This is a genomic window from Psychrobacter sp. UBA2514, assembly GCF_002341255.1.
Taxonomy (GTDB): Bacteria; Pseudomonadota; Gammaproteobacteria; order Pseudomonadales; family Moraxellaceae; genus Psychrobacter; species Psychrobacter pacificensis.
Genome location: NZ_DDNS01000022.1, coordinates 43,994 through 68,921, shown reverse-complemented (window position 1 = coordinate 68,921; position 24,928 = coordinate 43,994). Strand labels below are relative to the sequence as shown.

General features: G+C 45.1%; 22 protein-coding genes. 9 read left to right on the top strand and 13 right to left on the bottom strand.

Annotated features, from left to right (window positions below; genetic code table 11):
* Positions 1 to 72: 72 nt before the first annotated feature.
* On the bottom strand, positions 73 to 1,383 hold the full coding sequence (locus B3V51_RS07790; protein WP_286708191.1) for an O-acetylhomoserine aminocarboxypropyltransferase/cysteine synthase family protein: 1,311 nt from the start codon (positions 1,381 to 1,383) through the stop codon (positions 73 to 75).
* 230 nt (positions 1,384 to 1,613) lie between these two features.
* Positions 1,614 to 2,276, bottom strand: a complete 663-nt coding sequence (gene nfuA, locus B3V51_RS07785; protein WP_058025134.1) for a Fe-S biogenesis protein NfuA — start codon at positions 2,274 to 2,276, stop codon at positions 1,614 to 1,616.
* 488 nt (positions 2,277 to 2,764) lie between these two features.
* Between nfuA and B3V51_RS07780 the strand changes: the two genes are divergently transcribed.
* The 3 genes from B3V51_RS07780 (at position 2,765) to B3V51_RS07770 (ending at position 6,255) form a co-directional block, all read left to right on the top strand.
* On the top strand, positions 2,765 to 3,832 hold the full coding sequence (locus B3V51_RS07780) for a bifunctional nicotinamide-nucleotide adenylyltransferase/Nudix hydroxylase (RefSeq protein ID WP_286708190.1): 1,068 nt from the start codon (positions 2,765 to 2,767) through the stop codon (positions 3,830 to 3,832).
* 165 nt (positions 3,833 to 3,997) lie between these two features.
* On the top strand, positions 3,998 to 5,395 hold the full coding sequence (locus B3V51_RS07775; RefSeq protein WP_286708189.1) for a nicotinate phosphoribosyltransferase: 1,398 nt from the start codon (positions 3,998 to 4,000) through the stop codon (positions 5,393 to 5,395).
* Positions 5,389 to 6,255, top strand: coding sequence for an SGNH/GDSL hydrolase family protein (locus B3V51_RS07770; RefSeq protein ID WP_286708188.1), 867 nt, complete (start codon positions 5,389 to 5,391; stop codon positions 6,253 to 6,255). Before B3V51_RS07775 ends, B3V51_RS07770 begins: the two co-directional genes overlap by 7 nt.
* Before the next feature lie 89 nt (positions 6,256 to 6,344).
* Here the strand turns inward: B3V51_RS07770 and B3V51_RS07765 are convergent, their stop codons facing one another.
* On the bottom strand, positions 6,345 to 6,623 hold the full coding sequence (locus tag B3V51_RS07765; protein ID WP_075107333.1) for a type B 50S ribosomal protein L31: 279 nt from the start codon (positions 6,621 to 6,623) through the stop codon (positions 6,345 to 6,347).
* A 492-nt stretch (positions 6,624 to 7,115) separates the two neighbouring features.
* On the opposite strand from B3V51_RS07765, the gene B3V51_RS07760 reads away from it, so the two are divergent.
* The gene (locus B3V51_RS07760) at positions 7,116 to 7,721 is read left to right on the top strand and encodes a YceI family protein (protein ID WP_286708187.1); all 606 of its coding nucleotides are present in this window, start codon (positions 7,116 to 7,118) and stop codon (positions 7,719 to 7,721) included.
* A 108-nt stretch (positions 7,722 to 7,829) separates the two neighbouring features.
* On the opposite strand, the gene B3V51_RS07755 is transcribed toward B3V51_RS07760, so the two are convergent.
* Entirely contained in the window at positions 7,830 to 8,264 is a 435-nt protein-coding gene (locus B3V51_RS07755) for a hypothetical protein (protein WP_286708186.1), read from the bottom strand.
* A 528-nt stretch (positions 8,265 to 8,792) separates the two neighbouring features.
* On the opposite strand from B3V51_RS07755, the gene B3V51_RS07750 reads away from it, so the two are divergent.
* Positions 8,793 to 10,421 carry an FAD-dependent oxidoreductase gene (locus tag B3V51_RS07750; protein WP_286708185.1) on the top strand — a complete coding sequence of 543 codons (1,629 nt, stop codon included), beginning with the start codon at positions 8,793 to 8,795 and terminating at the stop codon, positions 10,419 to 10,421.
* A 137-nt stretch (positions 10,422 to 10,558) separates the two neighbouring features.
* Here B3V51_RS07750 and B3V51_RS07745 read toward each other — a convergent pair whose 3' ends face one another.
* A complete protein-coding gene (locus tag B3V51_RS07745; protein WP_286708184.1) occupies positions 10,559 to 11,242 on the bottom strand; it encodes a TIGR00730 family Rossman fold protein in 684 nt (227 codons plus the stop codon).
* Positions 11,243 to 11,548: 306 nt separating this feature from the next.
* Between B3V51_RS07745 and B3V51_RS07740 the strand changes: the two genes are divergently transcribed.
* Positions 11,549 to 12,514, top strand: a complete 966-nt coding sequence (locus B3V51_RS07740) for an alpha/beta fold hydrolase (protein WP_286708183.1) — start codon at positions 11,549 to 11,551, stop codon at positions 12,512 to 12,514.
* A gap of 230 nt (positions 12,515 to 12,744) precedes the next feature.
* On the opposite strand, the gene B3V51_RS07735 is transcribed toward B3V51_RS07740, so the two are convergent.
* Positions 12,745 to 13,473, bottom strand: coding sequence for a putative quorum-sensing-regulated virulence factor (locus tag B3V51_RS07735; RefSeq protein WP_227517138.1), 729 nt, complete (start codon positions 13,471 to 13,473; stop codon positions 12,745 to 12,747).
* 196 nt (positions 13,474 to 13,669) lie between these two features.
* On the opposite strand from B3V51_RS07735, the gene B3V51_RS07730 reads away from it, so the two are divergent.
* On the top strand, positions 13,670 to 14,260 hold the full coding sequence (locus tag B3V51_RS07730) for a M23 family metallopeptidase (RefSeq protein ID WP_071002897.1): 591 nt from the start codon (positions 13,670 to 13,672) through the stop codon (positions 14,258 to 14,260).
* 68 nt (positions 14,261 to 14,328) lie between these two features.
* On the opposite strand, the gene phoR is transcribed toward B3V51_RS07730, so the two are convergent.
* From phoR to dtd, 3 genes are all read right to left on the bottom strand, one after another.
* The gene (gene phoR / locus B3V51_RS07725; protein ID WP_071002896.1) at positions 14,329 to 15,444 is read right to left on the bottom strand and encodes a phosphate regulon sensor histidine kinase PhoR; all 1,116 of its coding nucleotides are present in this window, start codon (positions 15,442 to 15,444) and stop codon (positions 14,329 to 14,331) included.
* A 92-nt stretch (positions 15,445 to 15,536) separates the two neighbouring features.
* Positions 15,537 to 16,241: a phosphate regulon transcriptional regulator PhoB gene (gene phoB / locus B3V51_RS07720; RefSeq protein ID WP_058025125.1), complete on the bottom strand. Its 705-nt coding sequence runs from the start codon at positions 16,239 to 16,241 to the stop codon at positions 15,537 to 15,539.
* Between the two features lie 112 nt (positions 16,242 to 16,353).
* Positions 16,354 to 16,806: a D-aminoacyl-tRNA deacylase gene (dtd, locus tag B3V51_RS07715; RefSeq protein ID WP_071002895.1), complete on the bottom strand. Its 453-nt coding sequence runs from the start codon at positions 16,804 to 16,806 to the stop codon at positions 16,354 to 16,356.
* Between the two features lie 129 nt (positions 16,807 to 16,935).
* On the opposite strand from dtd, the gene asd reads away from it, so the two are divergent.
* The gene (gene asd, locus B3V51_RS07710; RefSeq protein ID WP_286708182.1) at positions 16,936 to 17,769 is read left to right on the top strand and encodes an archaetidylserine decarboxylase; all 834 of its coding nucleotides are present in this window, start codon (positions 16,936 to 16,938) and stop codon (positions 17,767 to 17,769) included.
* A 91-nt stretch (positions 17,770 to 17,860) separates the two neighbouring features.
* On the opposite strand, the gene B3V51_RS07705 is transcribed toward asd, so the two are convergent.
* From B3V51_RS07705 to fadB, 4 genes are all read right to left on the bottom strand, one after another.
* Entirely contained in the window at positions 17,861 to 18,490 is a 630-nt protein-coding gene (locus B3V51_RS07705; protein ID WP_186473537.1) for an HD domain-containing protein, read from the bottom strand.
* Positions 18,491 to 18,620: 130 nt separating this feature from the next.
* Positions 18,621 to 19,196 carry an isochorismatase family protein gene (locus B3V51_RS07700; protein WP_186473536.1) on the bottom strand — a complete coding sequence of 192 codons (576 nt, stop codon included), beginning with the start codon at positions 19,194 to 19,196 and terminating at the stop codon, positions 18,621 to 18,623.
* Positions 19,197 to 19,481: 285 nt separating this feature from the next.
* The gene (gene fadA / locus B3V51_RS07695; RefSeq protein ID WP_286708181.1) at positions 19,482 to 20,654 is read right to left on the bottom strand and encodes an acetyl-CoA C-acyltransferase FadA; all 1,173 of its coding nucleotides are present in this window, start codon (positions 20,652 to 20,654) and stop codon (positions 19,482 to 19,484) included.
* A gap of 233 nt (positions 20,655 to 20,887) precedes the next feature.
* The gene (gene fadB, locus B3V51_RS07690; protein ID WP_286708180.1) at positions 20,888 to 23,047 is read right to left on the bottom strand and encodes a fatty acid oxidation complex subunit alpha FadB; all 2,160 of its coding nucleotides are present in this window, start codon (positions 23,045 to 23,047) and stop codon (positions 20,888 to 20,890) included.
* An 805-nt stretch (positions 23,048 to 23,852) separates the two neighbouring features.
* On the opposite strand from fadB, the gene B3V51_RS07685 reads away from it, so the two are divergent.
* Positions 23,853 to 24,928, top strand: a 1,076-nt coding sequence (locus B3V51_RS07685) for a polyprenyl synthetase family protein (RefSeq protein ID WP_286708179.1), incomplete at its 3' end; no start/stop codon positions are given.

Below are 24,928 nucleotides of genomic sequence, written 5' to 3'. Positions count from 1 at the left end.
CTTATTATTTTTAACATCGAATCGCCTAAAAAATAGTCGCTGTCAGTGCCATGGTCGAATGTTCAACACGCCCTAAGCAGTAGCTAATGCTTGCGCAAGATCGGCTTTGATGTCTTCAATATGCTCGATACCAATAGACAAACGTACCATATCTTCACTAACGCCAGCTTGCTCAAGCTCCTGCCCATTTAACTGGCGATGCGTCGTCGAGGCAGGATGACAGGCCAATGACTTGGCATCACCGATATTCACCAAGCGCGTAATCAGCTGTAGCGCATCGATAAAGCGCGACCCTGCCTCCAAACCACCTTTTACGCCAAAGGTCAAAATAGCAGAAGGCGTGCCTTTCATGTACTTTTGGGCAAGCTCATGCTCAGGATGGTCAGACAGGCCTGCATATTTGACCCAAGCGACCTTGTCATGGTCACGTAAGTATTCTGCAACCGCTTGTGCGTTCTGTATATGACGCTCCATCCGTAGGCTCAGCGTCTGCATCCCTTGCAAGATACTAAACGCATTAAGCGGACTAAGCGCCGCGCCCGTATTGCGTAGCGGTGCGACACGAGCACGCGCGATAAAGGCAGGCGCGCCCACGTCTTTGACAAAGTTCACGCCATGATAACTGGCATCTGGCGTGTTCAGTAATGGGAAACGCTCAGGATAATCGCCCCACGCAAACGTACCACTATCGATAATCGCACCACCAATCGACGTCCCCGTACCGCTCATATACTTAGTCAATGAATGCACCACAATGTCCGCACCAAACTCAAACGGACGGCATAGCGCAGGCGTGGCAACGGTATTGTCAATCACGACAGGCACACCGTACTCGTGAGCAATATCACTGAGCGCCTGAATATCTACGATATTACCTAGTGGGTTACCGATACTCTCGGCAAAGACCATTTTCGTCTTATCATCGATTAAATCACGAATCGCTTCTGGGTTTTTGTGGTCAAAAAAGCGCACCTCGATACCTTGACGCGGCAATGCATGCGCAAACAAATTGTAAGTCCCGCCATATAGCGTCGATACGGCGACGATATTGTCACCTGCTTCACAAATGGTCTGGATCGCATAAGTGATAGCAGCCATACCAGAGGCGACCGCAAGCGCACCGATACCACCTTCAAGCGCAGCAACGCGCTCTTCTAGCACCGCATTGGTCGGATTCATAATACGCGTATAGATATTGCCCGCGACCTTTAGATCAAACAGATCAGCACCATGCTGAGTGTTATCAAACGCATAGGAGCTGGTATGGTAGATAGGTACGGCGACGGATTTGGTGGTCGGCTCCACGCTATAGCCAGCATGAATCGCCAAGGTCTCAAGACGCTGGTTGTTCTTTAATTCTTGGGCTGCTTGTTCATCACGCATCGTACATTCCTTTGTATGGATCAAATGTATTGATCAAGATTTACTGATTCAAGAGTTCGCGTTTAAAAACTATCTTAAAAAGCTGTCTGCTAAATCATAGCAATAAAAAAAGCTGAGTTCATCATAACTCAGCTTCTTTATTAAAAGAATAGCAAAATACTAATTGTTTAATGACAAACATGCATAAGCGTTTTTATAACCGCTATGCTGCTTTTATTGGTTTTTTGCATTTATTTATAATAAGCATTTTCTGTGCGCGTATGGTCGGTATCATCAACCACTTGCGTCAGTTCTGGTATTTGCTGCTTAAGCTGTACTTCAACGCCTTGACGCAGTGTCATATCAACAGCTGAACAGCCTTGGCAACCACCGCCAAACTTCAAGACCGCGGTCAGGCCAATACCTTCTTCTTCAATCAATTCAAGCAACTGTACGTCACCGCCATGTGCTGCCAAGCCAGGGTTAATCTCCGACTGCAAGACATAGTTGATGCGTTCTTCGACACTGGCATCAGCGCCCACTTTGGGTACTTTAGAGTTTGGCGCGCGGAAGGTCAGCTGACCACCAAAACGATCTTTATTGTAATCGATGACCGCATCTTCTAGATAAGGCACCGAGGCCGCTTCGATAAAGGCTGAAAAATCATCATAGGTCAAACACAAATCAGCGCTGTCTTCTTCGCCTGGTTGGTTGTAAGCCATGCAGCACTCTGCGCGCGGCGTGCCTGGATGCTCAACGAAGATACGCACACCGATACCATCAGTGTCTTGCTTGGCTAACAAGTCTGCCAAATAGCCTTGAGCAGACTCAGTGATGGTGATATTGCTTTTTGCTTCAACTTGCTCAGTATCTAATGCTGACTCATAGTCAGCGGCTTGATTTTGCTCACTCATAATGTTTCCTATGCGTTATGACACAAGCGCAATATCTATTATGGCGACCGTGTCGTGAATTTGAATTTTTCAAAATTTTTATGGCTTATATCAGTTTGCAAGCCATCAGTGCTTGAGGTTTATTATTGTAATGCACTGGCAGCAATAGTCATAAAATTTAATCCGTCTATAATGGCCATTATACCTGAATCAAGGAGTAATTCCGACCGCGCTACTGTGAATTGAACCGTGACCGTTGCAAATGGTTGTCATTGGTTTTTTCAATGGCACTACAAGTCAGTAGATTAGGCATTGTTTATATAATGACTGATAACCTACCCTCTATATAAAGACAGCTGCATTATTTATCAAGCAGACTAAATATAAATATTGCCTACTAAGGATACACCCCTAAACATCTTTCCACTTGTCAGAAAGTCACAGGCTGTGTCAGTATTAGCGTCATTAATTTTTTATCAATAAAAATAAATTGTAGGAAATTGGCGTCTATGAGTGAATTATCAGAGCAAGCTTCAGATAAGCAAAACCCCGAGCGAAAAAACAGCACACACTACCGTTATTTGGTTTTTATCGGGCGTTTCCAGCCGTTTCATTGTGGACACAAGGCAGTCATTGACGAAGCGCTCAAACGCTCTGATGAAGTGATTATGCTGATTGGTTCGGCCAATCTACCACGCAGCTTACGTAATCCTTTTAGCGTCGCTGAACGCGCTGCGATGATCAAGGGCGCTTACTCAGCAGAAGACGCCTCTCGTATCCATTGCGTCGGTCTAGACGATGCACTATACAATGACACGCGCTGGCTACAATACGTCCAAGCAGGCGTGAAATCGGTCACGGGTGATTTGCAAACAGATATTGGCTTGATTGGTCACTCAAAAGACAGCTCATCATATTACTTATCACTGTTCCCTAACTGGGCATCGGTGTCAGTACCTAATTATCATAATCTATCAGCCACGCCTATTCGCGACAGCTATCTGATGGGCGCAACGCCAACGCCTGAGCGCACGCCTGAGTCAACGCGCAACGTCCTCGATGCATTCAAAAAAACGGACGATTATCATCAACTGCATGAAGAAGCGGACTTTATTGATAAATACAAAAGACAGTGGCAATCTGCCCCCTATCCACCAACCTTCATGACGGCTGATGCGTTGATTGTACAGTCGGGGCACATCTTACTAGTCGAGCGACGTAGTATGCCAGGACGCGGATTGTGGGCATTACCGGGTGGTTTTTTAAACCCAAAAGAGACGCTATTTGACGCTTGTATTCGTGAGCTGCGTGAAGAGACACGCCTGAAAGTGCCTGAGCCCGTATTGCGCGGTTCTTGCCACAGTCAGCATACCTTTGATGACCCGTATCGTTCAGCACGCGGACGCACCATTACCCAAGCCTTTTACTTTCAGCTCAAAAACGACCCAAAAGGGTTGCCAAAAGTAAAAGGCGGTGATGATGCGACCAAAGCATTTTGGCTACCATTGGCAGAGCTTGATGCCAAAATGATGTTTGAAGATCATTATGCGATTATTACCAAAATGGTTGGGTTGTAGTTTTTCGTTATTAAACGGATGAGCAGGTCATAGCCAAATCAACCCTCACTGATATCTACACAATGTATTTTTTAACTTTTTATACCAGTGCCGATAGACGGCACTCAACCGCCGCCACTGTTCTTTCAAGGCAGCTGCGGCAGCTCAAAGCAGAGGAGTTCTGTGATGTACACCAGTAATCTAAACAATTTAATCTTAAATAGTGACAGCTATAAAACCTCACATTGGGTGCAATATCCAAGTGGTAGTGAGTATCTGTCCAGCTACATTGAAGCGCGCAAAGGCGACTATGATGTGGTGTTCTTTGGTCTGCAGGCCTTTATCAAAGAGTACCTAAGCACTCCTATCACGCATCAAGATATCGACGAAGCCGAAAAAGTGGTTAAAGCGCATGGCTTAACCTTTAATCGTGCGGGCTGGGAGCACTTGATTGAAAAACACAACGGCTATTTGCCACTGCGTATTCAAGCCGTTCCTGAGGGCAGCATCGCTCCGGCATCAAATGTAGTCTGCCAAGTTATCAACACTGATCCTGAGTTTTATTGGCTACCAAGTTATATCGAAACAGCGCTATTACGCGCGATTTGGTATCCGTCAACGGTCGCTAGTGTCTCTCGCTATTGCAAAGAGATTATCCGTCAAGCGCTAGAAAAGTCAGCGGACAATACAGAGTCGCTACCTTTTCGCTTACATGACTTTGGCGCACGTGGTGCGTCCAGTCAAGAAACCGTTGCGCTTGGCAGCTTGGCGCATTTAGTAAACTTTGCTGGTACCGATTCAATGACAGCACTTATTGCAGCCAGTCGCTGGTATCAGATGGGTGATGACATGCCTGCGTTCTCTATCCCAGCGGCCGAACACAGCACAATGACGGCTTGGGGACGTGATGGTGAGAAAGCAGCTTTTCATAATATGATTGAGCAGTTCGGCGGCACAGACAAAGCGTTTTCGGTGGTATCAGACAGTTACGACTTATGGAATGCGATCGACAATATCTGGGGCGACGCCTTAAAAGATGAGGTCGAAAATATGGGTGGCACGCTGGTCATCAGACCAGACAGCGGCGAGCCTGCCAAAGTGGTTCGTGAGGCTTTAGAGCGCTTGGCGGTGAAGTTTGGCACCACCGTCAATAGTAAAGGCTATAAAGTATTGCCAGATTATGTGCGTATCATCCAAGGTGATGGCATCAGCCCAAACACTTTGGGCAGCATTATCGATGTGGTGCTAAAGGCTGGGTTTAGCGCGGATAACATCACCTTTGGGATGGGCGGCGGATTATTGCAGCAAGTCAACCGCGACACCATGAGCTGGGCGATGAAATCGAGCGCTATCTGTATCGATGGCACATGGAAAGATATTTATAAAGACCCTATCACCAGCCGCTCAAAACGATCGAAAAAAGGACGACTGGCACTGGTACAAGATGGCAATGGTCAGATCAAAACCATAAAAGAGCAAGCATTGAGTGCTCAAACGGACAATCTATTGCGTGATGTCTATGTCGATGGTCAATTATTGATTGAGGATAGCCTTACAACTATTAGGGAGCGTGCAGGATGGTAGACACCAACAAACTGACATCTATCGCAAAAGATGTCCTACTTGCCCCTGTATATCTTTATCAGGGTCGTAAAATCAAGCGTGAAACCGTTCGTTTGCCGGAGCCAAACGGCGAAAGACATGGTATGGTTGAGCTATCAAAAGCAGATGATGGACTGTCATCTAAAAGCCAAGAGACGCTTAATTTGATGGTCGTGGGCGACTCAGCAGCAGCAGGTGTTGGCAGTCAGACTCAGCAAGAAGCGCTGGTTGGTAAGCTGATTCCGATATTGGAACAGAATGCCGTTATTCGATCGAACTTTGCACAGCTCAATTGGTCATTACAAGCGACGACTGGTCATACTAGCTTTGATATTTTGCGCAGATTATATGTCCTCCCTACTCCTGACCAACCTATCGATGTGATGTTGCTGAGCGTTGGGGTCAACGATACGACGTCCAATGTGGCAGTCCACAAATGGCAACAGCAGATCGAAGACATCATCCATATTGCACAGCGTAAATTTGGCGTACGCGAGTTGATTTTTTTGAGCTTACCACCGATGGCGCAGATGCCTGCGATTCCCTCCCCACTCAATAATTTTGTTGGGGCAAAGGCCTCAATACTTGATGAGATATTGCAAAAAGTCTGCGCTGCTCATGACGGTGTCAACTATATGGCAACTGACTTTGCCCGTATGATAAAAGAGCATGGAAACGGTCAGCCTATTGATATTGCCGTGATGTTCGCCAGTGATGGCTTTCATCCTAGCAGCCTAATGTACGGTTATTGGGCACAGCAAATTGTAGAAAACACTACGCAGTTATTGGCTCCATCTGCCATTCAGGCTGATGACCAAACACACTCAAGTGTTAGTGCCTAAAAACACATGTGTTTAAAAACGAAAAAAACCGCTGAATCATCAGCGGTTTTTTATTACTTAGCAAAACACATTTACACCATAGGTATAAATTATTCAGCAGCGTCAGCAGCTTTCTTGCTACGGCCACCAAATGCACCAAAGCGTTTGTTGAAGCTTGCAACACGGCCTTCAGTAGAGGTTTTACGTTGCTCACCAGTATAGAATGGATGCGACGCACTTGAGATATCAAGTGGGTAGTATGGGTATTCTTTACCTTCGTATTCGCGAGTCGCTTTAGTCTTAGCCGTTGAACGAGTCAAAAAGAACACGTCAGCGTTTGTATCATGGAATAAAACTTCTTGGTAATCAGGATGGATATCTTTACGCATAATAAACTCTCTAGGTCCGATGTATGTATGGCAATTTGCGTCAACATCATGAGCGATGTCTCAAGCAAACGAAAACATACGTTACTGAGGCACTAAGGACATTATAAGTATGGCAACTGCGTCACTGGCTTATTCCAGCACAAAGCACCACTCTTCTGCTCACTTAGCCTTTCCCCAGCGGGAAAATTAAACCGCGATTTTAACGGTTTTTGTCACCCAACGCAAGCCGCAGTTGTGATAGAGATATGTGATAAGTTGTCACCAATACACAAATAGTGTTGAGATGTACGAGTTAACCCAGTACAATAATTTGGTTAGTTTAATTAATCAATTATATAGATATCTGTAGTTAAGCTAACGAGCTTTAGCTTTTCTTTGCCATTTATCTATCGAACATTTATGCGATATGGCTAGTCAGTTTTCTACAAAAAATATCGCATTCTTTGTTCATCGGTAAGCACAACTTCCCCAACACTAAATAAGGACTATTCAATGATAAACACTACCATCAAAACCACTACTAAGGCACTATTAATCAGCTCAGCACTTGCTATCACGACTATGGCAAGCGCTGCTCTACCAACTCAGTGGCAACTAGATAATTCACATACTCGTGTCGGTTTCTCTGTTGAGCATATGGGATTTTCTACGGTTATGGGGCACTTTAGTGATGTCGACGGCACTGTACAGTTCGATCTAAAAAACCCAAATCAAACTCAATTTAACTTTGTTGTAGATACAGACAGTATTGATACTGGTTGGGAAGCCCGTGACAAGCATCTGAAAACCGACGAGTTTTTTAATGTTGAGAAGTACCCTACCATGAGCTTTAAATCCACTCAGGTTAACTTTATCAATCCACAACAAGCAAAAGTCACTGGCGACTTTACTTTACTTGGTCAAACCAAGCCATTAACACTTAACCTAACGCTAAAGAAAATCGATGACAGTCCTTTGACCAAAGAACCTGTGGTTGGCTTCCGTGCAACAGGTAACATCGATCGTACAGCGTATGGCATGGACGCTTACTCACAAGGCATCACCACCAACGTCCCTATTCAGATAGATGGTGAGTTGGTAGAAAAGAAGTCAAAATAAGTCTTGTTAGCTTCTAGCATTTACTACTAGCCATAAAAAAGCAGCCTCTATGATAGGGCTGCTTTTTTGTCTTAAGCTACTTTTACCTTAAGATAATATCATGACACCTTATTTGGTTGGAATAACATGCCAAACGTCGAATTTGTTATCGCCGTCTTTGTCACCCATCTTTGTATCATTAGCATAGAAGTATAATGGTTTACCATTCATCGCCCATTGATACTTACCATCTTCACGCTTGAACGCCGCAAACTGGCCAGAAGCTTTAGCATTGCTTGGTGCCTGGAAGATTGGCCACACAACTTGACACGCTGTGCCGCAATCTGACTTATTCATTGAATCTTTGTCATAGGTATAAAGCGTCATGTAATTGGTTGCATCAACCAACACGCCATTTTTGCTAGCGACAGGGGCAGTGTTGTTATTGGTCGCTTGGACTTCGTGCGTGCCTGACATGTCATTTCCAACAACACTTTTTAGGGTCGTACAGCCTGTCAATGCTAATACGCCAGTTAGTGCAGATAATATCATGATATTTTTCATAGCAACTTCCTTGTCATTTTGATAATTGTAATAGTAAATTTTATGAGCCATTTTTATTTTTTGATGTAAAAGTGATAAAAACAAAGCTTTAATCTCACTTGAGCAAAATGAATATAACACAATGAATATAACACACAGTTTTTAGCGATAATGGCCATCAATATACAAACTTACAAAAGTGGCTGAATCTTACAAAATGCTTAAACACAGGCCTTTTTGGCTACAGAAAGCTGACCTTATCCCCACTCTCCAGATGTTGCACTCGACCTCGCCTATTAGAAACTGCCCAAGCCCACCTCACCTCGTTGACAAAACTCATGCATCTACTTACGTATTTGTCATCATATTGTCTGTAGTTCTTCGTAAAATGAACTTATAGAAATGAAGTATTACTACACAATGCAAAATCCCTCTGTTGTGGCTTATAAATAAATATTGAACTTAGCGACCTTCGCACGCATATCAATAGTTACAAGACATTTAACGATGATACCAGCATGGCCTGATGCAAATGCTACTAAGGATATAATGACGACAATGACTCAGTCTTCTAATAAAAATCACGCTCATTCTGTCAAACAAGATGATTCTTCTAAGGTGCTGTCTTATGGAGATCATCAAAACTCGCCAATCAAACGTCCTACTAAACGCGTCGGTATTTTGGGCGGCGGTACTGCAGGCTCAACGATTGCCATTCGCCTTGCCGCACTAGGGCTTGAGACTTATTTGTTTGAGAAGAAAAAATCACTCATTGATGGCCCACCAATGTGTCATTTGCATGCTGGCGGCAACTTGTACCGCGAGATACCTGATGAAGATTGTATGGCGCTCCTCAAGCAATGTATTGACATATTACGTCTCTATCCTTATACCATCGACGTCCGTCCTACTGTATTTGCGGTGCCGACACGCGATGAAGGACTGCCTGAAGACTTGCTACCGCGTTTGGATATTTTGACAGAAGCTTATCAAGATCTTATCGAGCAGGATGTCAACAATAAAGTACTTGGCGAACCTGAGGATTACTATCAGCTCTATAGCCATGAGCAGTTGCTTGAGTTGTCTGAGCGTGAGCAAGTTGAAGTACCAAGTACGGTTGATGAGTGGATGATACCCGTTGCCAAATACTTAGACTTAAATAAGGTAAAATTTCCGCTGATTGTCGTACAAGAATATGGCTGGAATATCTTTCGCTTGGCGGCTTCTGCGCAGTTGGCGCTTGAAGAATATGATCATGCCCATGTCTTTACTGACACCACAGTACAAAAAGTAGTCCCTGTGGATTGTGAAAACTGCACCAATGCCGATCACCATGTTACCAAATGGCGCATTGACTATCAGCAAGCAAACGACTCTCAAGCTGAATCTATCGAAGTCGATTATTTGGTCAATGCTTGCGGTTTTCGCACTGGTGTCATCGATGACATGGTCGGTGTTGAAGTCACGCGCATGGTCGAGTTTAAATCCTCTTATGTCACCCATTGGGGCGATGCAGGTGGACAGATACCTGAGATTATTGTGTATGGTCAACGAGGTACGCCCGAAGGCATGGCGCAGTTAACCCCCTATCCGGGTGGGTATTTTCAGATACATGGCATGAGTAAAGCCATTACCTTATTTGATGACGGTCTGGTCGCATCTAGCTCAGACAGCGCTCAGCCTAAACTACCACAGCAATACGTACACTATATCGAGGATGGCTGGGACAAAGCGCCGCTACAAGCGCGTAGCCAGCAGGCGATTGAATATGTGGCTGAGTTTGTACCGACATTCAATAGTGCACGCACTGTTGGCAATGCGCTATATGGTGGGCAGCAAATTCCTGGAGAAGATGATACGTTGCGAGTGGCTGACGTAAGCTTGTATTCTAATATACGTTACGCTCGTGCAGAAAATGTCAAAGCTTCCTCGACTTTGATCGCTGCTGATCAGATAGTCACTGAGCTGACGACGCTCGGATTGGTACAGAACGACACGCCAATGAATCGTGGACGCTATGCGCATGAATGGTCGTACCTGACACATAACGATGGTCTGGCTGTTGATAAGGTTGCACGTGTACTCGCTGAGCAGCGTGGATTTCCAATAGCAATGGCAGATGTCAATCATAGTATTCGTGAAGCAGCACTGGATGATCTCTCACCCGCTGATGTATAGCCGATATTAGTCATTTCTAGCGTTTACGGTTAGCTTTATGAATATAAAACTGACTATAAAAAAGGAGCGGACAACCAATAATCGGTTATCTGCTCCTTTTTTATGTGATTGCTTTTAATTGCTCGATTTTATAAAGCTTAGCTGTTGCTACCAGCCATTTTTTCTGTATCTACATGATCATTGATGGTCACGACGGTCTGTAGCATGTCGATTGCCTCGTTGATGGTATTGCACACCACCAAACGATCTAAATCTTGCTGCTTCATAAACCCTTGCTCGGTGGTATATTTTAGATGCTCAATCATACGGTCATAAAAACCATTGATATTGAGAATAATCATTGGCTTTTCATGTTGATACAGCTGACGCCATGTGGCGATTTCCATAATCTCTTCTAGTGTGCCCAGTCCGCCCGGCAAGGTAATAAAGGCATCAGCATACTCTGCCATAACGGTCTTACGCGTGTGCATGGTATCGGTCAAATGCAAGCGAGTTAGCTGCTCATGAGCGATTTCGTGCTTGAGCATAAAGGTTGGAATGACGCCTACCGCCTCAGCGCCGCCTTTGATGACCTCATCTGCGACCGCGCCCATGAGACCAATGCTAGCACCGCCATATACCAGTCCCATACCATTATCTGCCAACGCACTGCCAAGCTCGCGAGCCGCTTGCTCATACACATCATTGTTGCCCAAGCGCGAACCGCAATATACGGCCACTAGCGGCATCGTCAGTGTTGATTTATCCACGGCTGTTTCTATATTGGTGATGTCTTTGCTCGTGATTACATCATAAGTATCATCGTTAATTTTCATTTGCATATGGTTTCCTTAATTTATCGATCATTTTTTTATTGAGTGTTTGTTATTAGTAAAGGTCAAATACCACACGTTTCATTTATAGTGTTATGCACGCCATTTATAGAATGAGTTCAACCAAGTTCATACAAAACTTGAAAGTCATATTTGAGTACCTGTCTCGCTAGTATTTATCTTAACATAAGCAATGCTACCACATAGTCACAACGATTTATCACTACGCAACAACTACATTTTAAAGATGGGAATTGATGACTCATCGCAGTTTAATAATCACTATCTACTCATAAAAAACATGAAGGTATCAAGATGGATAATCACAACGCTGTTTCTGCCGCAGAGTATGCAGAAAGTATTATTAACAATCCTTTGATTAGTCCTAATATTGCTGATGGCGCAACCAATATCGACACGTACTCGTTGAGCATCATGACCGATCGCAATCAGGCATTGGCAGCCACTGTCTATCGCCCTAAAGAGGGAACGACAACAGCGATTATGATCGCGCCCGCCACCGGTATCAGACGTCATTTTTATCATAGCTTTGCTATCTATTTAGCAGAGAGCGGCTTTGGCGTACTGACTTTTGATAATGAAGGGATTGGTGAGTCGCTTTCGACCAATCTGGCTAAGTGTGATGCTTCGCTCATAAGTTGGGGGCGACACGATATGCCTGCCGTGCTTGATGCGCTGCAAGATGAGTTTCCCGAGGCGTCTTATCACCTTATTGGTCATAGCGCAGGCGGGCAGCTTATCGGTTTGATGCCAAATTATCAGGCGATTACGTCCGTATTCAATGTCGCGTGTTCTTCTGGCCGCATCAAAAACATGAGCATGCCTTATAAGCTCAAAGCCATGGGATTTATGGATGCTTTTATCCCATTCACCAATTTAACACTAGGCTATACGCCTTCAGACAAGATTGGCATGGGCGAGCCACTACCGCGCGGCGTGGCTCGTCAATGGCGTGAATGGTGTAATGGCGCAGGCTATATCAAGACTGCTTTTGGTAAAAGTATACACACCCATTTTTACGATGCACTCAGCATGCCAGCATTGTGGCTCGGTTTTAGCGATGATGATATTGCCAATAGCGAAAACATGGATGACATGATACGCGTATTTACGAACATGCCCGTCGAAAAGCGGTTTTTAAATCCTGAAGATTTCGGATTAAATCATATCGGTCACATGCGCTACTTTAGCAGTAAAACCAATGCTAAAGCGCCAGAGCTGTGGCAAATGGCAGTAGATTGGTTTAGTAAAGGTGAATAGCGTTGTTCATCCATCAATATATAGTCAAGTCAAATTAAAAATGACACAACGAGATTAAAGGCTATTTTTCGCAGCCTCTGGAGACGAAGTCACAGCAAGCAAGGAAAATAGCATTTAATCGAGTGTGTTTGTGATGCTACATCAGTTTTATTTGGGCTTTACTATAAGAGGCCGTCGCGACTGATATCATTTATTTGTATCAATACACAAAGTCGGTAAATGCGCTTTTATTACTTAGCATTGTTTGTTTTTTCTGCTTCTATCCGCTTCTTTAGGGCAGAATACAGTGACGGCTGCATACTATGAATATTGCCTATCATCCATTTAACATAGCTGATAGGCACCTCTTTGATTGGCTTGCCTTTGTGTTTGCCAAATGGCATCTTGCTCACAGGCGTCGCTTTATTTGAGATAGCATGTGCCGCTGCAAAATCGGTCGGCGCAATCTCTAAACGCTCGCAGCAGGCTTGATAAAGTAGATAACACATCCGTGCATCCCCTAGCGCGTCATGAGCGGCAATCGTCATCGTGCTCGCCTCGCCCTTACCCAATAATTGCTCGATACACTTAGACTGACCATAAGCGCGCCACTCTGGAAAGGCAGCACGCGCGAGTCTCACAGTACAAATCAGCTTAGCAGAAGGACTGCCAATCACTCGCCAATCAAAGCGTACATTATGGCCAATCAAATACTCTGGCAGCTCAAACTGATCCAACTCAAAACGCTCAAGACCAGCCACATCAGCATCAGTAATACCATGCACCTTGATGACGGCAGGGGATATAGAGCGGCCGCTATTGAAGTACTTCATCCATTCAAATCCAGTTGCCACGTTGATCGTCGCCACTTGAATGGGTCTCGGATTACGGCCTTGATCGGTTTCAGTATCGATGACAAGCGCTGTTTCAGCCATAGTAGCCGTATCTGTCATGTCAGCGGTGTTCAAAGCATCATTCATAAAAAATTAACCATCCATAGCACCATCATCGCTCAACCGAAGCGTTAAGTAGATAAAGTTATATTTGCTGTGCTTGTATTTAACCACACCTGTATTTATGGGGATAAAAACCATAGATAACAATGCGATACATACCTTAGCGGCTAGGGCTTTTATAATATTAGCTCATATAATATAAAACAGATAAGAGACATCAATGCTAGCAGATGGAAAAAGCCAACCACCGAAGCCTTCTTTTGTCAGTCGTGTACTCGGCGTACTGATTAAGGCAGTTGTATTGATAGGATTCTTATTTGTCTTTGATAAGCTGCTACCCAGCATTAGCGAGCAGACCCAATCATTTGTGGTCGCCAAGTGGCAGCAGATGAGCCTATTACAACAAGAACTGCCAACAGAAAACAGTCTCCCCAGTCCACTGCCAGAGAAAAACCTGACGGACACTTGGGGTGCGGCACGCAGTCAAGGGCGCTCACATGAAGGCATCGATATCTTTGCAGAACGTGGCACGCCGATACAGTCAACCACGCAGGGAATTGTGAGTAAGGTTGGTGAGAATAACTTGGGTGGGCGCGTGGTCGTCGTGGTAGGGCCTGGCGGTGCTGGTCATTATTATGCGCATCTAGAAGACTATGCCGATATTGCGCCCAATGATTGGGTCAATCAAGGCGATATTATCGGCTATGTGGGTGATAGCGGTAATGCAAAAGGGACACCGCCACATGTACATTACGGTATTTATATCAATGGCAGTGCCGTCAACCCTTACCCGCTTTTGCAAAAAGACTAGGTATACTAAATTAGTCATGCTAAATAAATCCGCATGACGAGTCTAAACAATATGGGGCAATGCCTGTACTAATTTGTCGCAGCCGACCTTACATACGCGGCTGGAAATACCACGCTAAATGTCGACCCCTCTCCCTCTATTGAGTCAATCTGCAACTGCGCTTCGTGCTGATGCAAAACGTGCTTCACGATAGCCAGCCCTAATCCTGTACCGCCTGTGGCACGACTACGCCCTTTATCAATACGATAAAAGCGCTCCGTCAAACGCGCAATATGTTCTGGTGCGATACCAAGTCCATCGTCCTCAACGGCAAATCGGCACCCATCCGATGTCTGCGTCCAACTGATGGTAATATTACCGCCTTTTGGCGTATATTTAATCGCATTGATGACTAAGTTGGACAAGGCGCTGATCAAGTACACCTCTGACCCATATAACCCATCATAAGTATCTATGTGCAAATGAATGGTGTGCTTGTACGCTTGGTTATATGCCTGTGCATCATCATAGATATTGGTGAGGAGTTTGGTCATATCGACATCATTAAACTCATGCGTCTCTTCGATTTCAATCTTGGAGAGCAGTAATAAGTCATTTACGATTCGATTCATACGGGCTGTTTGCTGGGTCATCAGCTCAAAACCGCGACGCCACTGCGGCGGCATGTCTGGTTGGTGAGAGAAGTTCTCCAAATAGCCCATCATTACTGTCAGCGGTGTGCGTAGCTCGTGCGAGACATTCGCCACGAAGTCTTGGCGCATTTGCTCTAAATGCTGCACGCGGGTCACATCATAAATAAATAATAGCTTCTCATCACCAAAAGGCGTGAGCTCACACTTTAGATAACGACTGGGATCGCGCCACGATTCTATATGAATACCATCATTGGGCAGGGTGGTGTTTTGATAGTACTGGCGAAACTCGGGCACAATGATAAAGTCAAACACACTTTGGCCTTTGTCAGCTGGCTGCAGTGACAAGAGATCCTGCGCCGCCTGATTCCACCACTCTAACCCATCATCTTCATTCAGTAAGATGACCGCATCTCGCAATGCTCGCAGCGCACTTCTGATTTTCTCTAATTGCTCCGCCGCATTTTGGCTAGCGATTTGTACTGGCGCATCTTGCTGGTCATTATTATAGTTATGGTCTTTTTTCTTTTTTGCTGGCGCTATCTTGTTCATTTCTTATCCTTACCACTATCCGCTATTTTATTTATTGTTATGGTGGCATTGTTCATACAAGATCAAGTTATCAAAAATCAACTTATATAAGATTAGCTTGGCTCAATAAGACTAGAGAACCGATAGCCTGTACCGCGCACCGTTTGTATCAATGTATCACAATCATAAGGGCGCAATAGTTTACGTAGACGCTTGATATGTACATCAATGGTTCGATCTTCGATATAAACGTTACCGCCCCAAACCTGATCGAGCAGCTGCGTTCTTGTGTAAGCGCGCTCTGGGTGACTCATAAAAAATGCTAATAAGCGATATTCTGTTGGGCCGACCTCGATGACTTTTCCTGCGGCTGTCACGCGCTGGCTTTTGGTATCGAGACTCAGCTGACCAATTTCGATAGGCTTGTCGCTACTCATCGCGCTACTACGGCGCAAGACCGCTTTGATTCTGGAAATCAGCTCGCGCGTCGAAAAAGGCTTAGTCATGTAATCATCTGCACCTGCATCGAGGCCGTGAACCTTGCTGTCTTCTTCGCTTTTGGCCGTTAGCATAATGACGGGTATCTCAGAGAGCATCTCATCGCTTTTGAGCATACGACAAAAATCAACACCGCTCTTGTCTCCGGGCAACATCCAATCTAATAATATTAATGACGGTCTATGATCGACCACTTGCTGATGCGCTTCTGATACGTCAGCCGCTTGTAGGCTATCAAACCCAGCCATTTCTAGCGTCATCACAACCATTTCACGAATCGCAGGTTCATCTTCAACAATCAAAATTTTCTCATTATACATAGGACATTCTCGGTGTTAGCGGACAAAATCTGGCATATAAAAAGGCGATAAATACTCACCAGTCTCTATCTATTAAACGGATTAATTATGACAGCCTGATGACACTCTGATGTCAGATCTCCAATAGAAAATTAAGTGGTCCATCATTGATGCTTTCAACTTGCATATCAGCGCCAAACTGACCAGTGGCTACATTCGGATACTGGGTTTTGGCATAGTCGATGAGTTGCTCGAACAGCGCTTGGGCCGCATCAGGTGCCATCGCGCCACCAAAGTCAGGGCGGCGACCTTTATCCGTTTTTGCCATCAGCGTAAATTGTGACACTAATAACAATCCGCCGCCGACTTGCTGGACGTTTTTATCCAGTTTACCAAATTTGGCAGGATCGTCATCATTTTCAAAAATACGATAGGTCAATATTTTGTCAATCATTCGCTTGGCGGCGGCGAAATCATCATCATGACCCAACCCAATATAGGCCAATATCCCATGATCAATTTTGCCAACACAATGCTCATCGATAGTGACGCTGGCACGGCTCACTCGTTGTATCAGTGCTTTCATTTACGACCTTCTTTATTTATAAATGGCTTACAGTTTATGGTCAGACAATAATACGCTGTCCATGATAAAATATGGCCATTAACTTGCCTATGCAATAATGACATCACATCCTATTTTGGTAGCCTTATTATGAATGTATTTACCACCTTACAACAGCTGGTACCGCAGCAAAAGCTCAGTAAAGTCGCTGGACGTTTGGCCGCCAGTCGTCATCCTTATGTCAAACGCACCTTTATCCGTGGTTTTGCCAAAGCTTATAATATCAGCCTAGATGAGTATGAGCGCCAGAGCCTTAATGCTTATGAGAGTTTTAATGACTTTTTTACCCGTGAACTAAAAGAAGATGCTCGCACCATCGATACCACCGCAAACGGCATCGTTAGTCCTGCTGACGGTATCATCTCTCAGCTTGGGCAAATTAAAGATCATAAAATGCTACAAGCCAAAGGGCGTCACTATGACGTTGGCCAATTGCTTGCTGATAGCGAAGATGGCCGTTATTTTGCCGATGGTAGTTTTGCGACAATCTACCTAGCACCTAGCAATTACCACCGTGTTCATATGCCATTTGCCGGTACGCTGACCAAGACTCGCTATGTCCCTGGTACGCTGTTTTCGGTCAACAATACCACGGCAGCTAATGTGCCGGACTTGTTTGCACGTAATGAGCGTTTGATCTGCATGTTTGATACCAAGTATGGCAAAGCGGCCGTTGTCATGGTAGGCGCTATGATTGTCGCTGGTATCGAAACCGTCGCCACTGGCAAAATTACCCGCACGGATGATATACAAGAAGCGGATCACGATATGCAGTTTGCGGCAGGCGAAGAGCTTGGTCGTTTTTATTTAGGATCAACGGCTATCGTAGTGTTGCCAAAAGCAGCAAAAGCCGACTGGCAAGAGACCATGAAAGCCAATAGTTTTGTAAAAATGGGTCAATTACTGGGTGTCACGAAACCGTAATTTATTTCTAATATAATAAAAAATAAAAGCCCAGTGAAGCGTATATCACAATGCTCAACTGGGCTTTTTTATACCTAGCGTTTTTATAGATTTACGCGTCGATCAACCATCCTTGCTGGGTCGCATAGTCAATATTGTGTGATAGCCATTTATGAATAGGAGCAAAGCTGTCTTGAATGAACGCATGTGCACCTGCGACTTGACTACGTGTCACTCCAAGCTCACGCCACGTTTTGCCTTCAGTATTTAAGTTGAGCAAAAATGGCAGTAAGCGATCGACCACTTTGAGTAGCGCAGTCTCTTTACTACTGCCTGTCTCTTGCGCCTCCCAAATCTCACTCAAATTGCCAATCCCATTGCCGCGTTCGCCTTGCAATCTGGCGATACCCGCTCGCTCCTCAACATGTGCATCATGACGCGAGTCGGCGTACAAAAACGTATCGCCCGCATCAATCTCGCCCAAATCATGTACCAGTGCCATCTTTAGCAATTGTTCATGATTGACATCCAGCTCAAACAACTCAGCGATCGACCAGCATGCCATTGCTAAGTGCCAAGAATGTTCGGCAGAGTTTTCTCTGCGATCGGTCTCAGTCACGTAACTACGGCGATTCACGCGTTTGAGCGCATCTAGCTCTAGTAAGAAATGAGTGACGTCCTCTATATCGATAGTTGTAGCAGATTTTTGATCGGTCAATGACGTCAGTGTGTTTGAAGACATATTTCTCTCTGATTTTTTGATAATTTTACACATTACGGTGTGGCTAACAACAAAATAGCGCTGATGTTATCAAGCGCTATCTCTTATAAGTCATTGGGTCAAATGACTGAGCACCCTATTATATAACCATCTACTTAATCAAATTCAGAATGGTTTTGAAGGCAGGGTCTTCACTGCTACGGCACAACTCAAACAAAATGGTTTCTACTGTCGAGATTATCCCACCTGCACGGCGAATACGGCGAATGGCTTGTTTTTTGTCGTATGGAAAACGCGAGCCAACAGCATCGCCAATAATGACCGGTTGCATCCCATTGTCTAGCAAATCAAGCGCGGTCTGTAGCACACAGACGTGTGCCTCAACTCCGATAAGCAATACGGTACTACGGTTTTGCTGCGCTAAATGATGCCATGTGTCATTGTTATCGCAGGCACTAAATGTGACTTTTTCAAAGCTCTTTGCATTGTCGCCCTCTAGCACATCACGAAGCTCTGGCAAGCTATCGCCCAATCCTTTTTTATACTGCTCGTTGAGCATGATGGGGATACCAAGCGCTTGCAGTCCTTTGATTATGGTCACTGTTTTTTTGACGATATTTTCGTGATCATAGATATGCGGCGTTAAGCGCTCTTGTACATCGATAATCATCGCTTGGGTATTTTCACGAACGATTCGGTAAGTGCGGTCGGTAATCATGGTAGACATAGTACACTCCTTGTACGGCTGATATTTATTATAAAAAGCTATTTTAAAATGACCATCATTAGAATTTTCATCAATAATAGTCTTAGCTCAGCTCACCCTTATTTAGTCACAGTTTCTTGAATGCGTCAATGGAGATAATTTTCATACGTACCTGTGTGCTCTTTACTACGCCAAGCATTAACTCGCTCATTATATTCACAAAAAACCCCCAGCCATCACGGCTAGGGGTCATTATTAGAATATTTTTAATCAACAAATGTTACAAACTGGTTGCCGATTTTAAAATTAAACACGCTCGATAATAGTCGCGATACCTTGACCCAGACCGATACACATCGTCGCTAGACCGATTTCGGTATCTGACTGCTCCATTGCATTGAGCAATGTCACTGTGATACGAGCACCTGAACATCCTAGTGGATGACCTAGAGCAATCGCGCCACCGTTGATGTTGACGATATCTTGCTTGTCCGTCAAGTTCAACGCTTTTAAGACTGATAGGCCTTGTGCGGCAAAGGCTTCGTTTAACTCGATGGTTTGCATGTCATCGATGCTCATGCCAGCACGCTTCAAGGCTTTGTTGGTGGCTGGTACAGGACCATAACCCATAATCGCTGCGTCACAACCAGCGACAGCCATGCTACGAATACGAGCGCGCGGCTTTAGACCAAGATCTTTGGCTTTTTGCGCGCTCATGACTAGCATCGCTGACGCACCGTCAGATAGTGCAGATGACGTCGCAGCAGTCACTGTACCGCCTTTAGGGTCAAAGGCTGGGCGCAGTTTTTGCATTTGCTCCATCGTCGCATCTGGGCGAATCACTTCATCGACGGTACATAGCTGCAGGCGGCCATCTGCATCATGACCTTCGATGCCGATGATTTCATTATCAAAACGGCCTTCAGTGGTCGCAGCCCATGCACGGCGATGCGATTCAAGACCAAACGCATCTTGCTCTTCACGCGTAATGTTATTCATACGGCCTAGCATCTCAGCGGTCAAGCCCATCATATTTGAGGCTTTTGCATAGTGCTTAGAAGCGGCAGGGTTTAGATCAATACCATGCATCATGCCGACGTGACCCATGTGCTCAACACCGCCAATGATAAACACATCACCTTGGTTGGTCATGATTTGTGCAGCTGCGGTATGTAGTGCCTGCATAGATGAGCCGCACAGACGGTTAACCGTTTGTCCACCAGCAGTCTTTGGAATACCTGCCAATAGGCCAATGTTACGACCGATGTTCATGCCCTGCTCTAGTGTCTGGTTGACACAGCCCCAAATAATATCTTCGATGTCATTGGTGTCAAAGTCATTACGTTCGACCAACGCGCGTACCAGTTCAGCGGATATGGTATCCGCACGTACATGGCGGAACATACCGTTTTTAGATCTTCCCATCGCCGAGCGTACGCCATCTACGATGACCACATCTTTTGGACTTAAAGTTGTCATACTATCTTCCTTTTCAATTTTTATTGTCAGTGTTGTCGATTTAATCGGGCTCTATAGCCATCTATCACGCGATCCGTACATCAGTACGATAACTATCTAGATGTTTTCGCGCTGGATATTATCGCGGCAGGCCAGACCTGATAAAACCGACCAAAACGGTGTGTCTGCTATTTTTTTATCACCGATAGCGACGTCAGCAAACGCACCCCACTTATCCTAATACGGTATGCTCGTTACGCTGTGGCGTAAAAAGTCTCGCCAGCGGCTGCCATGTCGCGAATCTTTTGCGGCGCTTCATAAGCTTTGCCAAGGTGTGCGTATTTTTCGCATAGTGCCAAGTAGTTATCGAGACCCATTTGGTCGATATAACGACAAGGACCACCGCGGAATGGCGGGAAACCGACACCCATAATCATTGCCATGTCAGCCTCGGCAGGCGTGCTCACGATGTTGTCTTCTAGGCAGCGAACCGTTTCGTTGCAGAAAGCCAGCATAGTGCGGTCGATGATCGCTTGATCGTCGAATTCTTGCTTCTCACTGTCAGTCGTGGCTTTTAGTAACTCGTAAGTGGCTTCATCGGCAACTTTCTTTGGCTTACCGCGCTTGTCAGTTTCATACTTATAGAAACCTACGCCGTTTTTCTGACCGAGACGCTCATTCTCATATAGATGCTGGATGGCGCCTTTATAGTCTGGTTTCATGCGATCTGGGAAACCATCCGCCATCACTTCTGCGCCATGTACACCTGTATCTAGACCGACCACGTCGATTAGGTATGCAGGGCCCATTGGCCAGCCGAATTTTTCCATGACTTTATCAACATGGGTAAAGTCAGCACCTTGCTTGAGCAATAAATCAAACGCGCCAAAATATGGGAACAAGACACGGTTGACCAAGAAACCTGGGCAGTCATTAACCACAACTGGCACTTTACCCATTTTTGAGGCGAGTGCTACGGTAGTCGCGATGGCTTCTTCAGAAGATTTTTCACCGCGGATAACTTCAACGAGTGGCATGCGATGGACGGGGTTAAAGAAATGCATACCGACGAAGTTTTCTGGACGCTCAAGCGCTTCTGCTAGGAACGTAATTGAGATAGTCGAGGTGTTTGACGCTAGGATGCAGTCGTCTTTTACTAGCCCTTCTACTTCTTTTAGAACTGCACGCTTCACATTTGGATTTTCTACGACCGCTTCGATAACGATATCAGTCTCGCTAAAGTCACCATAGTTCAAAGTAGGACGGATGCGGCTTAAGGTTTCACCCATTTTCGTTGGGGTCATCTTCTTACGTTCAACCATTTTACCAAGCAGTTTGCTGGCTTCGCCCATACCAAGATCTAATTGCTCAGACTTGATATCTTTCATGATAATTGGCAATCCTTTGCTGGCCGCTTGATACGCGATACCGCCACCCATGATACCAGCGCCTAGTACAGCGGCCTCATTGATATCATGTGCAAGCTTGCTGTGTTTTTTGGCCAGTTTTTTGACTAGCTGATCGTTTAAGAATAGACCAACCAAGCTCTCTGCTTGCGGGGTTTTAGCAGCTTTGGCAAAGCCAGCAGCTTCAACTTCAATCGCTTTGTCACGTGGTAGGTTGACGTGCTTTTCAATCGCTTCAATAGCAAGAGCTGGTGCTGGGTACTGCTTAGGATTGGCTTTAGCAAAAATAGCACCTTTGGCACTATTAAATGCCATAGCTTGCTCAAGCTGGTTTAGCTTAACAGGAGCCAGTTTTTCTTCACGTTTTGCTTGCCAATCAAGCTCACCTGAGATACATTTTTTGACCAAATCAATGGCTGCATCTTGCAAGTCGTCAGCTGGTACGGTTGCATCAACCAAGCCGAGTTTTAGCGCATCAAGTGGTTTTTTTGGTGTGCCAGTGGCGATAAGCTCAAGCGCGTTATCGATACCAATGATACGCGTACTACGAACCGTACCACCGAAGCCTGGGAAGATACCTAGCTGAGTTTCTGGTAGACCGATAATCGCTTTGTCACTCATGACGCGGTATTCACAAACCAAGGTCATCTCACAGCCGCCGCCCATTGCCGCGCCATTGATGGCAGCCACTTTCGGGAATGGCAAATCTTCAAAACGATTGAAAGCGTCATTGATATGAACGACCCAATCTTTGATCTCGCTTTCTGATTTTTTGAAAGAAGCCACAAACTCTGTGATATCAGCCCCAGCGATAAACACGCCTTTGCCTGAAGTGACGATAAGACCTTTGACGTCGTCCGCTTTTTCTAAAGCAGTCACGGCTTCACCAAACTGCTTGTTGGTTTCGGCATCAAATTTGTTCACGCTCTCATTTTCGGCGTTGTAGTGCATGTTGGCGATGCCATCTTCTAGCATTGTCACCGTGATGCGATTTCCTTGGTATACCATTTGAAACTCCTTTCTATATAACGAAAGCTACGTTTTGAATTAAAATAAATAGCCAGTTACTGTTAGTAAAATGGGTAATAGCACTGTGCGCCGCCTTCAAGACAAACATCGTCATGACGACAAACCACTAGCGGGCGCACAGTGAAGATATCTTTATTATCCAGTGCTCATGATTTGATACTTATTTTGACGTCTCTTGTACCCCATCACACGGCGCTTCATTTATATGTTGCAAATACCGCTATTAAAATACTGACTGAGACATGGTTTAACACTGACAATTGCTGAAGTAATACGCTCAGTAAAAACCCATTACAGTTGACATCAGACCATTTTCACGTCAATTAGTGTAGGGGATTATGCCCCTAGCTGTCACAAGCTAATGCCATACTCGCAAGTCACTCTTAAATCACCTGTAGGCATTTACCTTATGCGCAAAGTGTTTTAGTGAATACTTGTATACTGAGTTGCTATTTTGAATGTATTCGGTCTTGCTCGTCTTTACGGTCTACCACCTTAAGGGTGATAAACCGTTGGTGTAGCCCAATTAATATAACTTACTTAGCTTGCGCTTTTATCAAAACATATTCAACCAGCAAGTGACATCAGCGATACGTAACCAAGACTTGTTGTAAGATTACGTTTGTATTGCCTCGTTTTTGGATAAATCAGAGCTATAAAATGCAAAAAACAAACGATTGATACCGTGTCTCACACGAGCAATATGGCCTATCATGCTACACTAATACCGTTTTTACCTTGTCCTTAATAAATTTTCATTGTATCCCTGATAAATGGTTGGATTATGACGGTTTCCCTTACTTCTAGCGCTACCTCTTCTGGCTTTGCCCCTTTTAACGCTGTCTCTTTTCAAAGCACTGAGCAATTTCATGGTGCTGTGCGCGCGCAACTGGCGCAAGATATTGAGGTCTTGTTTGCTTATGCCAAGCTGCCTAGTCCACTGGTAGATGCCTGTCGTTATGTCATAACGGGCCAAGGTAAATTGGTGCGCCCATTGATGGTTGCCAGTGCTTTTGCCAGTATTAATAGCGGTAATAGTGAACGTACAGACGAGCGCAATGACGACATCGACATGCTCAATGCTGATCTAGACTCATTGCTAGAAAACGACTCAGACTATGATATGTCGCGCCGTGCTGCATTGGCCGTAGAGCTACTACATACCTATTCGTTGGTGCATGATGATTTGCCATGTATGGATGATGACGAGCTGCGCCGTGGGCAACCGACTGCTCATATTGCCTTTGATGAAGCGACGGCACTGCTGGCAGGCGATGTATTGCAGACGCTCGCGTTTGAAGTATTGACCGCAGAGATGCCAACCTTTGCGCCATTCGATGCCAATATCGCAAGTCAGCTGCTCGCGATATTTGCGCCGCGCGCTAGACGCATGGTGTCAGGTCAGATGCTGGATCTCAATGCCGAAGCCAGTACTGATATTGTGCAAAACGATTTAGAAGCCATCCATCGTGACAAGACAGGTGCACTGATTGAAGCGGCCATGCTTATGGGCGGCGTCTGTGCTGGCGCAACTGCCCCGCAGCGTATGGCATTGCAAGAGTGCGCCCAATATATCGGTCTTGCCTTTCAAGTTCAAGACGACGTGCTAGATGTCACCATGACGACTGATACCCTTGGTAAACCTGCGGGTAGCGATGAAAAATTAGATAAATCCACCTATGTAAAGCTGATGGGGGTTGAGCAGGCGACCAGCTATGCGCAAGCGCTATTTAACGATGGACGCGCGGCTATTTCTCATGAACTAAATAGTCGTGAGCTTAGCGACAATGAAGATAACATTGGCAAAAATAATGACGCACTACTGGCACTGATTGAATGGCTGTGGTCACGTAAGAAATA